The organism is Arthrobacter globiformis, assembly GCF_003261175.1.
GTDB classification, from domain to species: domain Bacteria; phylum Actinomycetota; class Actinomycetes; order Actinomycetales; family Micrococcaceae; genus Arthrobacter; species Arthrobacter globiformis_A.
Window position 1 is genome coordinate 16,508 of sequence record NZ_QLNP01000042.1, and the last position, 12,954, is coordinate 29,461.

Consider the following 12,954-nt stretch of genomic DNA (forward strand, 5'->3'; position numbering starts at 1 on the left):
GCATAGCCGTACCGCCGCACCCAGTCTCCGCGTGACCCTTGAACCACGTTTTGGGTTCAACGAGGAGACAAAATGCCGAACTATCTTTCGCCCGGTGTGTACGTAAACGAGGTCGAAGCGGGCACTCGTCCAATCGAGGGAGTCGGCACCGCCGTCGCCGCCTTCGTGGGGCTGGCCTCCAAGGGCCCTGACAACCAGCCGACCCTGGTATCCAACTGGACGCAGTTCTCCGAGACGTTCGGGGACTTCATCCCGGGTTCCTACCTGGCCCACGCAGTGTACGGGTACTTCCTGAACGGGGGCGGGAATTGCTACGTCGTGCGGATCGGGGCGGACGGGGCGCGTGACGAAAAACCGAAACAGGCTCCGAAAGCCGTGACCGCCTCGCCGACGGCGGAACTGGGCGGATACCGGTTGACCGCCAAGTCCAACTCGGCCAACCCGAAGCCTGTCTCCGTGGAGATCGCTGACGCAGGCGGCGACAATACGCCAGAGGACCAGTTCAAGATCGTCGTCACTGTCGAGGGAAAGCCGCCGGAGGTCTGGGACAACGTCACCACCAAGCGCGGCCCCAACAACGCCGCCACGAAGGTCAGTGCGGAATCGAAGATCGTCACCATCGAGGAAGTCGCCACCGGCGGGGCCCTGGTCAAGCCGGACAAGGGCACCATCCAGCTTGTCCAGCCTGAGCCGGAACCCGAGCTGCCCAGCACCGATGAGCTGAATGCACACGATTACGTCGGCGACGCCGCCGACCGCACCGGGTTCAGCGGACTGGAGGCCATCGACGAGGTGACTATGGTTGCCGTGCCGGACCTGATGGCCGCCTATGAACAGGGCTCCATTGATGCCGAAACTCTCAAAGCCGTCCAGCTTGCGGCGATTGCGCACTGTGAGCTGATGGGGGACCGCGTCGCCATCATCGATCCGCCGCCCAATCTCAACGCCCAGCAGATCAAAGACTGGCGGATGGACGGCGGGGGCTTCGACTCGAAATTCGCGGCCCTCTACTGGCCTTGGGTGAAGGTCTTCGACCCCTCCACCGGAACGAACAGGTTCGTCCCGCCGTCGGGCCACATGGCCGGCGTCTGGGCGCGGAACGACGACACACGCGGCGTCCACAAGGCGCCCGCCAACGAGGTGATCCGCGGCGTCACCAGCCTGCAGACCCAGATCACCAAAACCGAGCAGGAACTACTCAATCCCATCGGCGTAAACTGCATCCGCACCTTCCCCGGCCGCGGGATCCGCGTCTGGGGTGCCCGCACCCTGTCCAGCGACGCCGAATGGCGCTACCTGAACGTCCGCCGCCTCTTCAACTACCTCGAAGAGTCCATCCTGCAGGGAACCCAGTGGGCCGTCTTTGAACCGAACGATCCCGCCCTCTGGTCCCGGATCCGGCGCACCATTAGCGCCTTCCTCACCAACGAATGGCGCAAGGGGGCACTCTTCGGGCTCACCCCTGAACAGGCTTTCTACGTCAAGTGCGACTCCGAGACCAACCCGGCCGAAGGTATCGACGCCGGCCAGGTGGTCTGCCAGATCGGTGTTGCTCCGGTGAAGCCGGCCGAGTTCGTCATTTTCCAGCTGTCCCAGTTCTCGGGCGGCACCAGCCTCGTGAGCGAGTAATTCCAGTTCAAAAAGGAGCAAGACCATGACCCTCGGCGATTTTGACAACTCATCAGCAAATGGATTCACAGTCACCATTGACGGCATCGAAGTGCCGAGGGTGATCGAGGTGAGCGGCCTCAAGACCGAGGTCGACAAGATCGAGCTGAAGCAGCAGACCAAGGACGGGAAATATGTCGTCCGCCAGCTGATCGGCCGGCCCAAGGCAGGGGAACTGACCGTCACGCGAGGTTTGACGCAAAGCAAGACCATAACTGACTGGCTCAAGACAGTGATGGAAGGCGACGTGGCCGGTGCCCGCAAGACCGCCGCCGTCGCCCTGCTCGACTACAAAGGTGAAACGCTCAAGACGTACAACTTCGTGAACTGCTGGGTGAAGAGCGTAGAGCTGAATTCGCTCAAGGCGGGCGCCACGGAACAGGCCACCGAGAAGTTCGTCATCTGCTACGACGAATCGACCATCTCATGATGCAACGGACACACGGTGTGGCTGTGCTGCCGGACTTGGAGGCTGACAGTCCCGGGCCCTCAAGGGCACCAGCCGGCCCGACCGACAGACAGCCGCTCCGCACCGAGTTCAACTTTGAGCTTCCCAGGGGCTACGTTGACCAGGACGGCACCGTCCACAAGACAGGCGTGATGCGCCTGGCCACCGCCAGGGACGAACTGTTGCCGCTCTACGATGCCCGGGTCCAGGAGAACGCGGCGTACACAACAGTCGTCCTCCTCGGCAGGGTCATCACCTCTCTCGGCACGCTGGGGGCCGTTACATCTGCCGTCGTGGAGAACATGTTCGCCTCCGATGTGGCCTTCCTCCAGGATTTCTACAGCAGGATCAACGCGGAGGGCCACACACGGATCGCCGTGAGCTGCCCCGAGTGCTCCCACCGCTTCACCGCCGACCTCGCTGGTGGCCGCCTGGGGGAATCATGACGTACGCGGCGGACCGGATCTATGAGGAGGTGTCCTACGTGGCCTATCACTTCCACTGGCCCCTTGACGACATCCTGGATCTGGAACACGGCCAGCGGCTCCGCTATGTCCGGGAAATCGCGGGAATCAACACCCGGCTTTCGCAGGAGCGCTGAACCGTGCGGTGGCCCTGGCAACGCGAGCGCTCCGAAGCCGGTCCCCGCACGTCCGTGTCCGAGCCGGCACCGCCACCGGCAGTACAGCCGCTTCCGGTACCGCCCGCCGGCTGGGCCTTCCTGCCTCCGCTCCAGCACACGATCCGCCCCATGGAATTGGCACACGGTCCCGAACGCTTTGCCGGCTCGCTCGCGGCATGGACTAACCCCTCCTTTACCGGAGCTATGAGTCATCTGGTCACGGCAGACGCACCGCCGGGGGTGATAGACGTCGACGGCGGCGGCACGGCAGGCGGGGAAGCCTATAGTTCGATGCCGCCGGAGATGACTCTGCTCGTTCCCCCCGCGCGTTCACGCCCGGGGGGCGGAATTACGACGGCGGTGCAGCGCACCACGGCGGCTACGGACGCCCCAGCCGGGGCTGATGCGGCTGCCCCCGCGGCCCCGGCACCCGCACCGGTCGACCTTGACGTGTCCAACGCTGAACTGCGTCCCGCCCTGCGGGCGGAGTCCGATGCCGGGCCGGCACCGGAATTGGCCGTCGACGACGGCGGGCAGCTGGCAGGGGAATGGCCCGTCCCAGATCAACCGGCGGCATTGGTGCAGAGGGCTACTGCCCCCACCCAGGTCCCGCCTGCGCACGGCGTCCAAGTTCGGGGCGGCGACACCAAAGACCCCGTGCTTCCGCTGGCGGTTACGGAGGCGGCCATTCCCGGCGCAGAATTGGCAGCCGAACAACGGATTGCCGACTGGGACATACCCGCATCTCTCAGCACCGGCTGGGACATCGCGCCTCCGCTCCGGCCAAACTCCGGGGACAGCGCCTCGGATGGAAGTGCCACATACGTGTCCCTGCCTGTCCCGCCTGCCGTCCAACGCGCCGCCGAGGACAGTCCCACCGAACGGACTTCGCTCCCGGTACCGCTGCCGCCTGTGTATCCGAGCCGGCTAGGACTGGGGCGACCCCTGTCGTTCTCGCCGCCTGAATCCTCTGACATGCCCACGCCCCCGGCTCGATTCGGTCAGGATTCCGTCTTGCCGGTGCAGCGGACGCTCGGTCCGGCAGAGGCAGCACCTGTCCAGCGGAGGCTGGACCCGGGGGAGTCCGCTGCAGGTTCGGGCGGGGGTTCAGCCGCTGAAGCACAGGTGACACAGGACGTCCGTCCGTCTGAAGCAAGGAATTCGCGTGAGAGCCAGTCATCAGAAAGTGGCATCGGTGGCTTTGACGACGGTGCGGACCCCAGCGCCGGCGTCGGCGCAGTGGCCCACGCAGTTGCCGTGACCCCGGCCCAAACTGGCGAGGAAGTCTCCCGCCCTGACGAAAATACTGCGACCGAGGCCCCTGGGATACTGCAACGGTCGCAGCAGGCGCCCGGAGAAGAGTCGTCGGCCCAGCTGATCTCGGACGCCTGGCCTCATTCGTCGGTGTCTCCGTCAGGAGAACCCGGGTTGGAGCGTCTTCCCTTCCAGCGCTCTTCCTCGGATGGCGCTGCTGACCTTCCTGTCGTGTCCCGGCTGACGTCTCATGGACAGGCGCAACACAACAGCCAGGACGGTGGCCCGCAGACGGGCGGCTCAGACACAATCGGCCTGGAGGCAGGCGGATCAGACCACAAGGAAGCGGCTGCCGCACTGCTCCAGCCTGACGACCCGCTCGGTGACGTGCGCGACGGCTCACCACGTCCGCTGGCAAGCCCGGCGGAAACGGGGAGCATCTCCTTGTCCGCTCCTGACGAGGCGCCCGCCCTGAGCCGCAGTCTTCTCGGCGAAGCCGGGTCTTCCGGGCAGCCCACGCCAAGCGGTGAACCATCCGGATTAGGGATTTCTCTTCAAAGATTTGACTACGGGCAGACGGATCCAGCGCCGTTGCAGGCCGGCACAGGCCTGCCGGGGCCGGTCGCTGGTCACGGCACTCCTCAAGCACCAGCCGGAGCTTCACAGCCCCCCGGTGCATGGGTCGCACCGATGCCCGCGGTGGCGTCGGCCGGGACGGTTCAGCGTGCCAAGCAGGCAACTGGCGCTGCGCGCACGATGTCCGCCGCTCGCGTTTCCAGGCCACTGGCCAGTGGTTTGACGGCCGCAGTCTGGCAGCGCATGGCAACAATCCCTGCGGCCGTTCAGAAGCCTGCGGCGCCGACCGTTCCGCTCGCCCCACCGGGGCATACCGCCCCGAGCGCTCTTACGGGTCACCGCGATGATGCGACGGATGGCTCAACCGCCGGCAGTGCCATGGCGGACGGCCGTGTCAGTGAGCCGGAACCGATGCCCGTTGCCTCCCCCCACGACTCGGACACTGGCTACCAGCCCGGGGACAGTGTTCTTGCTGACCTTGGGCGCACCGAAGTGCCGCCGTTGGGGGCCTTGAGGGAAATGCCTGGGCCAGGTGACGCCGTCGGGAGTGTTATCCAGCGAATCCAGGCCCTGCCTGTTCAGTCCCTTCAGCGCACGGTGGACCTCACCGGAGCCGTTCCGGCCCGCGCAGGCCACTCACCTTCGCCGCATTATCTTCGCGGAACCTCCGGCGACGGCGTCGCGGATCCACCAACCCAGGACCCTGTCGTTCTGGCGCTCGCCGCCCCGGTTCCGCGAACAGGCGGGCCGCCGGGTCATGCGGACGGTTCCAGCGACAATGTCCAGCGGCTCAGTGTTCCCGAGACGCCCGAAGCCGAGCCCCCGACTGCAACCGCGCAGGTAGCCACGCCGCCTGGGTTTTTCGCTCCCTCTTCCCCCGCGGAGGCCGGCAACCAAGCGCCTCCGGGAGACACCGCGCTCCCCGAACAGGCAGCCCCTACGGCAACCGAACGGCCGACGGCGGGAGCGCCCGGTCCGCTGGGAGCCGCAACCCCGGACCAGCTCGAGGAGTTGGCAAAACGGCTGGCCGGGCCCCTGATCCGCCGCATCAAAGCCGAGATGCTGTTAGACCGCGAGCGCCGCGGACTGCGCACCGATTCGAATTGAGGAAGACATGCTGGAGGACGTCGCCACTGCTGTCAGCGTCCAATACGTCGTCGCCCTGGACAACGCGGACCTGGGGACCTTTTCCACGTGCGAGGGCCTGGGCTGCGAAGTGGTCATGGAAACCCGGGAAGAGGGCGGTAACAACTCGTTTATCTGGCAGCTCCCCACCCGTCTCAAGTATCCGAACATCACCCTGACCCGGCCTTTGGGGAAGGACACAGAGAAGATCGCCAAGTGGTTCGCAGGCATGGCGACCGGATACACCCGCTGCACCGGCGTCATCCAGGCAATGACCGCCAACGGCACGAAAATTGCCGGGTGGGAACTCTACGACGTCGTTCCCGTCCGGTGGAAGGGTCCCTCCTTCAACCCCGACCAGCCGAAAGTCATTATGGAAACCCTGGAAATCGCCCACCACGGATTCGTCGCGAAGCTTGGCTGACGAAGGAGCATGACGTGACCACAGTTGCAGGCCCGGCGCCAGCCAGGGGACCCGCCGGAGGCACTAGTCCGGCGGCGGCTGCCGCTGCCGGAGGCTCGGCAGGACGTGGCGGAGAAAAGGCGCTTGAACTTTCGCACGCGTACCTGGAGCTCTTCGAGCCGTCCATTGACGGATCACTGGACAAACCGGGCCCGCGATTCGGTCAGATTGATTTCCAGTTCAACCCCAAAGAACTCACCATGGGCAAGTCAGCCTCCTGGGCCAGGCAAACGGCCAAGGGCAACGGAAAAGCGGGCCCGCCGCAGTACAAGGGCCCGATGCCCTCCAAGCTGTCCCTGGAGATGTTCTTTGACGCCTCCGGGAAGCAGGACGACGCGGTGGTCCAGCGTGTCAAGGCGCTGTTCGACTGCTGTACACCCACCGAAGCTTCGCTGAAGCAGCACAAGGGTTCACCACCGTGGGTGATGTTCCGGTGGGGCGAACTCACCGGCTTCCATGCGTATATATCCAGTGTGCAGGTCAAATACACGCTCTTCACCGCCGCCGGGCTGCCGGTCCGGGCCACCTGTACTGTCACCCTGGAGGAAATTGCCGGCCCGCCGCCCAAGCAGAACCCGAGTTCCGGCGGCGTAGTGCCACGGCGCGTCCACGTGCTGGTGGAGGGGGAAAGCTTGGCGGGCATTGCCTACCGCGAATACGGCGATCCATCCCTGTGGCGGGCGGTCGCAGCGGCGAACGGGATCGACAATCCGATGCACCTCCGCCCCGGCAGTTCAGTGCTGCTGCCGGCCGTGGATGAGCTAACGTCCGGGACGCCGGCGAACGGCGGCCGGATGCGGGAGGTGGTCCGTGGCGCATAGCGAGGAGTTCAGCAACATGCTGCTGGTGGAGGTGGCCGGCAGGCCGCTTCCGCCGGAGATTGCCGCACGGCTTGTGGCCGGTTATGTCGATGACAGCAGCAACGTCCCGGACCTCTTCCTGCTCCGGTTCACCGATGAATTTTCGACCGTACTGGAGAAGGGCGGCTTCAGCATTGGTGCACCCGTGAAACTGTCCGTACAGCAGAGCGGCCCTGGTGGTCCTGTGCCGCTGCTGGACGGTGAAGTGACTGCACTGGAGACCGAGATGGACCACGAAGGCCTCCACACGATCGTCCGGGGCCTGGACCACTCCCACCGACTGTTCCGGGGGCGGCGCGTTGAAGCGTACCTGCAGAGCACGGCCGCAGACATCGTCCGGCGGGTGGCCCAGCGCGCGGGAATCAAGGCGGGCACGATCGCCGGGAAGGGCCCTGTCCTGCAACACGTGGCACAGGACGGCATCAGCGACTGGGACTTCTTGCACCGGCTCGCCGTCGAATCCGGAGTGGTCCTTTCCGTGTCCGGCGGTGAACTGCACTTCACGGCGTCGACGGACTCGGGCACGGCGCCGGCCGGTACGGCCGGCGCAAAGGAGGACCCGCTGGTCCTTGAGCGGGGCATGAACCTGGTGGCATTGCGCGGTACAGTCACCTCCGCGGACCAGGTACCGGATGTGGAGGTGCGCGGCTGGGATGTCGCCGCAAAGAAGGCCATCGTGGCCGTTGCACAGGCGCAGACGCGCAGTGCCAAACTGCCGGAGGTGGACCCGGCCGCCCTCGCGAAGAAGTTCGGAAGCCCCCGGTACGTTGCTCCTCCCACGGCCTTTGAGCAGGCTGCACAGTGCGACGCTGCCGCAGCCTCCATCGCCTCACGCCTCGGCGGCGCCTTTGCGGAACTGGAAGGCCTCGCCCGCGGCAACCCCAAGCTGCGGGCAGGCACCGCCGTTGTGCTCAAGGGGGCCGGCAAACCCTTCGACGGGCAATATACGCTCAGCTCATCGCGCCACGAGTTCAGCCCCGATACCGGCTACCTCACAACCTTTACCGTCAGCCACGAATCCGAGCGCTCTCTCTACGGGGTAGCCGCCGGCGGAAACAGCCGCGGGGCCGTGCCGGCGGTGGTCAATGCCGTCGTTACGGCGGCAAAGGACCCGGAGAACCGAGGCAGGGTCAAGGTGAAGTTCCCGGTGCTGTCCGACAACTACGAAAGCTGGTGGGCGCGCACAGTCCAGGCCGGGGCGGGGGCCAGCCGGGGCGCCGTCGTCCTCCCTGAAGTGGGGGACGAGGTTCTGGTGGCCTTCGGCCACGGCAGCTTCCAGCAGCCATTCGTGCTCGGCGGCCTGTACAACGGCCAGGACCAGCCGGACAAACCCTGGGCAGACCACGTGGGCTCGACTGACGGCGCCGTTACACGGCGTGCCTTCGTCTCGCGCACCGGAATGCTCGTCGAGTTCCTCGAAACCCCCGACGGCGAACAGGTCACGGTGAGTACGAGCGGCGGCAAGCAGAAGATCTCACTCGTCCAGAAACCGGACGCGGCAGTCGAGATCCTCTCTGAAGGGCCGGTAAACGTCACAGCCAGGAAGGACGTTGCCGTAACGACGTCGACGGGCCAGGTGACCATCAAAGGCAAGAAAGTGTCGGTGGAAGCCCTCTCGGAACTTGAGCTGAAGGGCGCGACGGTGAAGATCTCCGGCAGTGCGTCGGCCGAACTGAAAGCTCCGGGCGTCAAGGTGGCGGGGGACGCTACGGCGGAACTCTCCGGCGGGGCAACAACCACCGTCAAGGGCGGCTTGGTCCGCATCAACTGAGTCCGGCCCAAGGTTCGGACAACGAGAGGAGGCAGCGCGGTGGGGCAGGAGTTCATAGGCGCCGGGTGGGCTTTTCCCCTGCGGACGGACCGGACCGGCAGCATTGCTTTGGTCCGGGATCAGCGGGAAATCGAGGAGAGCATCCATCTCATCCTGGCAACGTCGCCGGGAGAGCGGCCGATGCGGCCGGAGTTCGGCTGCTCTGTCCATGACTACGTCTTCGCGCCCGCCAATGCGGCAACGGCGGGGGACATCGCCTACGCGGTGCGCGTGGCCCTGGACCGTTGGGAGCCCCGGATCACGCTGGAAAATGTGGCAGTCAACTTCGACGGCGTGGATGCCGGCCTGCTCCTCATCGATGTGCAGTACACGATCAGGGGCACCAACGACCCCCGGAACCTGGTCTTTCCGTTCTATGTCATTCCGCGTAACGGCGAGGAGGCCGCTTACTAATGCTCCCTTCACCCAACCTCGATGACCGCCGTTTCCAGGACCTCGTGGACGATGCGAAACGCCTGGTGGCGCACTACTGCCCCGAATGGACAGATCACAACGTCTCCGACCCCGGCGTAACCCTCATCGAGACCTTCGCCTTCATGGTGGACGAGCTGTTTTACCGGCTGAACCGGGTGCCCGACCGCCTGTACGTCGCCTTCCTCGAATTGCTCGGCGTCACGCTCCATCCGCCCACGGCCGCCTCGGTCGAGCTCTTCATGAGGCTGTCTGCGCCGCAGCCCGACGTTGTCGTTATTCCGAAGGGGACAGAGGCCTCTACCCGGCGCACCGAGGAAGAGGAAGCAGTCGTTTTTGCTACGACCCGCGAGCTGACCGTGCCACCGCGCCGCCTGGCGCATGTGCTCACGCAAGCGGACGGCGCAGCGGCGGTGCCCCGGACTGAAGCGCTGCACGGAGACGGCAGCTTTGCCTGCTTCGGCGCCCCGCCAGTGCCCGGAGACGCGTTGTTGCTGGGTTTGAACGATGCCGCACCCTCATGTGCGGTTGTGGTGCGGTTTGAGTGCGAGGTGAGGGGCGTAGGCGTCAACCCGAACAACCCGCCACTGGTCTGGGAGGCCTGGGACGGCGACTCGTGGGTGCCAAGTGATCTGGACAGCGACGGGACGGGCGGCCTGAACCGTCCCGGGGACGTGGTGATTCATCTGCCGCACCGCCATGCGGCGTCCGTGCAGGGAGGAACCCGGGCGGGATGGCTGAGATGCCGTGTGGTGGAGCCGCTTCCGGGCTATCCGTCCTACAGCGCTTCCCCTATCGTGCATTCCGCCGGCGCGTTTACGATTGGCGGCTCCGTTCCCGCCGTCCACGCCGAGGCAATCTACGACGAGGTGGTCGGGATGTCTGAAGGCGTTCCGGGGCAGTCCTTCGAACTGGGCCGGCACCCTGTGCTGCCCGGCGGCGACGACTTTATTGTTGAGGTCGCTGCCGGCTCCGGCTGGGGGACCTGGACCGAGGTGGACTCCTTTGCCGGATCGGATCCCGACGACTGCGTGGTGGTCCTCGACCGGGCCTCAGGCGTGGTGCATTTTCCGCCGGCGGTGCGGGAGCCGGACGGGTCCCTCCGCAGCTACGGCGCCGTGCCACCCGCAGGAAGTCCTATTCGCATTCCGCGCTACCGCACCGGTGGCGGTCCGAAGGGAAACGTTGCTGCCCGGGCGCTCTCCGTGCTGCGCTCCTCCATCCCCTTTGTCAACAGCGTGGAAAACCGCCGCGGCGCCCATGGCGGCGTCGCGGGGGAGACCATCGAGCAGGCCAAGGAACGCGGACCCCTCGCGCTGCGGACCCGGGACCGGGCCATCACCGCCGAGGACTACGAACAGCTCGCGAAGCGTGCCGCCCCGGACATCGCCCGGGTCCGGTGCATTCCGGCCGACGCTGCAGAGGAGGCAGGTGGCGTAAGAATCCTGGTGGTGCCGGCAGCCGTTCCGGACATGGACAATCGTCTGACGTTCCGGGATTTGGTGCCCGACGCCGAAATACTGGCCAAGGTTGCAGACTACTTGGACGAACGCCGTCCCGTTGGTGCACGTCTGATGGTCGAACCGCCGTTTTACCGTGGTGTGACCGTGGTGGCGCAGTTGACCGCCCGTCCCCGGGTTTCCCCTGAACGCTTGCGTGCGGACGCCCTGCGGGCCCTCTACAGCTACTTCGACCCGATCCGGGGAGGGCCCGACGGCGAGGGCTGGCCGTTCGGGCGGCCTGTCCACGCTGGTGAGGTTCATGCTGTCCTCCAGAGCCTTGCCGGTACCGAGATCGTTGATGAGGTGTACGTGTTTGCCGCCGATCCCCTGACAGGGAAGCGTGGAGAGCCGCAGCAGCGAATCGAAGTAAACCGGAATGCCCTGGTCTTTTCGTTTGACCACAGGGTCCGCGTTTCGGAAGGAGCCTGAGATGCGGGGCATGGTGCCCGGGCTGGGCAGCGCGGTGCCGCTGGCCTCCCGTCTTCCGGCGGTACTGCAGGAAGACGCCTTCCTGCAGCGCTTTCTGCTGGCTTTCGACGATGCACTCGCTCCGGTATTCACCACGCTGGACGGGCTGGCATGTTATCTGGATCCACGGCTGGCGCCCGAGGACTTCCTCGACTGGCTGGCCGACTGGGTGGGGGTCAGGGTTCATGATTCCTGGTCCACGGGCCAGCGGCGGGACGTTGTCGCCCATGCAGCAGAAATCCATCGGCGCCGCGGAACGGTCCAGGGTTTGGCGGATGCCGTCCGGCTGGCCGTCGGCGGAGTCCGGGACGTCGTCATTGAGGACAGCGGCGGTGCAGGCTGGTCGCAGACGCCCGGGGCAGACCTGCCGGGCCAGGCCGCAGCGAAGCTGCACGTAAAGGTTTACGCCGACGCCGCCAAGGACGTCAGCGTGCCCCGGCTGGAGCGCATCATCAGTTCTGTGAAGCCGGCCCACGTTCCCCACACCGTTGACGTGCTTTCATCGGCCAGTTCCTTCGAGGACGACTAGGAGGGGCAGTGTTGATCTGTGGCGAATGCAGTGCGCACAACGCTGACGGGGAGAGCTTCTGCGGTTCTTGCGGAGCTTTTCTCGGCTGGCAGGCACAGGGGAAAGACAGCGGCGAGAAACTGTCCACCGCTGTCCCGCCGCGGGGGCCCCAGACTTCTCCGCAAACGGTGACGCTGCCTCAGATTCCTGTCCCTTCGGGTGGTGTAAAAAAGGATCATCCACAGGAACCGGCAAGCGGAAGAAGGCGAACCGCGGGCAGCGGCCCACCTGAGGTGGGCCGCACCGACCCGACCGCCCATGGACACGTCGCCAGCGGGCAGCGCACTGCCCCTGCTGGAGCTGCAACAACCGAGCCCGTGCCGACGATCGACGAGGAGCCGGCGCCCGTGCGGCCAGGCGAGCTGATCAGCAGTGCCCCGCCTAAGCGTCGCAGGTACGAAGCGACTTCCCCTGACGCTGGCCCGCTGGTCTGCGCCACCTGCGGTACAGGAAACAAGGCCGGCGGAAATTTCTGCCGGCGGTGCGCTGCCAGCTTGCGGGCGCCGGAACCTGAGGCCGAGCCCGAACCGAGGCTATCGTGGTGGACACGGCTGTTTGGGCGCACGGGCCAAAAGGCGCTGCCGGCGGGCACGCGGCCACTATCGAAGTCCCGGCATTTCCCGGTCCGGTTCGTAGCTTTCCTTGCGGTACTCGGGCTCGCCGGCGGCGTGGCGAGCGCCAACGGGGATTCGATCAGCGGTGCCCCGCAGAGAATCCTTGATGAGATTCTCTATAAGTCCAAGGAGGTTGCGGTCGTGGCGTCCGACCATATCGAGGGGCGAAACCCGGAGCTCGCGACGGACGAATTTGTGAATACCTCCTGGGCAAGCGCTCTTAAGAAGGGTGCAGACGCCAACTTCCTCGAGGCGACATTCCAAGGGTCCCCTCGCCTCGTCTACGTGTTCATCACGGCACCGTCCTCGGAACCGGCGCCCCTGGAACAGCGCCTTAGGGTCCTCATATCCGTGCACCACAAGGGCGCTAAGGAAGGTCTCTATCAAAACTTCCCCGTCGTTGATGTGCCGACTGACAAGCAACGACACGGCTACTACGTGGGAACCGACAGCGTGGAGAAGGTTCGGCTGACCATCGTGGAGCCAACAAGCACCACTGCTAAAAGGGTGTCCATTGCAGGTGTTCAGTTCGCCGGCCGGTAGT

The 12,954-nt window shown here is 65.7% G+C and carries 12 protein-coding genes; all 12 read left to right on the plus strand.

Features of this window, described 5'->3' with window-relative positions; all coding sequences use genetic code 11:
- Positions 1-72: 72 nt before the first annotated feature.
- The 12 genes from DBZ45_RS03500 to DBZ45_RS22590 all read left to right on the plus strand — a co-directional run bounded on the left by DBZ45_RS03500 (position 73) and on the right by DBZ45_RS22590 (position 12,953).
- Complete coding sequence (locus DBZ45_RS03500) at positions 73-1,629, plus strand: phage tail sheath family protein (RefSeq protein WP_111902579.1); 1,557 nt, start codon at positions 73-75, stop codon at positions 1,627-1,629.
- A 25-nt stretch (positions 1,630-1,654) separates the two neighbouring features.
- Positions 1,655-2,098 carry a phage tail protein gene (locus DBZ45_RS03505; protein ID WP_111902580.1) on the plus strand — a complete coding sequence of 148 codons (444 nt, stop codon included), beginning with the start codon at positions 1,655-1,657 and terminating at the stop codon, positions 2,096-2,098.
- Positions 2,095-2,562, plus strand: a complete 468-nt coding sequence (locus DBZ45_RS03510) for a hypothetical protein (protein ID WP_223256901.1) — start codon at positions 2,095-2,097, stop codon at positions 2,560-2,562. Before DBZ45_RS03505 ends, DBZ45_RS03510 begins: the two co-directional genes overlap by 4 nt.
- Entirely contained in the window at positions 2,559-2,717 is a 159-nt protein-coding gene (locus tag DBZ45_RS03515) for a DUF6760 family protein (protein ID WP_111902581.1), read from the plus strand. Before DBZ45_RS03510 ends, DBZ45_RS03515 begins: the two co-directional genes overlap by 4 nt.
- Before the next feature lie 2,094 nt (positions 2,718-4,811).
- Entirely contained in the window at positions 4,812-5,675 is an 864-nt protein-coding gene (locus DBZ45_RS03520) for a hypothetical protein (RefSeq protein ID WP_146617437.1), read from the plus strand.
- A 7-nt stretch (positions 5,676-5,682) separates the two neighbouring features.
- Positions 5,683-6,117 carry a phage tail protein gene (locus DBZ45_RS03525; protein WP_111902583.1) on the plus strand — a complete coding sequence of 145 codons (435 nt, stop codon included), beginning with the start codon at positions 5,683-5,685 and terminating at the stop codon, positions 6,115-6,117.
- 14 nt (positions 6,118-6,131) lie between these two features.
- Positions 6,132-6,977: a CIS tube protein gene (locus tag DBZ45_RS03530; RefSeq protein ID WP_111902584.1), complete on the plus strand. Its 846-nt coding sequence runs from the start codon at positions 6,132-6,134 to the stop codon at positions 6,975-6,977.
- Complete coding sequence (locus DBZ45_RS03535) at positions 6,967-8,787, plus strand: VgrG-related protein (RefSeq protein ID WP_111902585.1); 1,821 nt, start codon at positions 6,967-6,969, stop codon at positions 8,785-8,787. Before DBZ45_RS03530 ends, DBZ45_RS03535 begins: the two co-directional genes overlap by 11 nt.
- A 39-nt stretch (positions 8,788-8,826) precedes the next feature.
- Positions 8,827-9,240 (plus strand): GPW/gp25 family protein, encoded by a 414-nt coding sequence (locus DBZ45_RS03540; protein WP_111902586.1) that lies wholly within the window; start codon positions 8,827-8,829, stop codon positions 9,238-9,240.
- Positions 9,240-11,189, plus strand: a complete 1,950-nt coding sequence (locus DBZ45_RS03545; RefSeq protein WP_111902587.1) for a putative baseplate assembly protein — start codon at positions 9,240-9,242, stop codon at positions 11,187-11,189. Before DBZ45_RS03540 ends, DBZ45_RS03545 begins: the two co-directional genes overlap by 1 nt.
- Before the next feature lies 1 nt (position 11,190).
- Entirely contained in the window at positions 11,191-11,757 is a 567-nt protein-coding gene (locus DBZ45_RS03550; protein WP_111902588.1) for a phage tail protein I, read from the plus strand.
- Between the two features lie 794 nt (positions 11,758-12,551).
- Complete coding sequence (locus DBZ45_RS22590; RefSeq protein WP_146617438.1) at positions 12,552-12,953, plus strand: hypothetical protein; 402 nt, start codon at positions 12,552-12,554, stop codon at positions 12,951-12,953.
- Position 12,954: the final 1 nt, after the last annotated feature.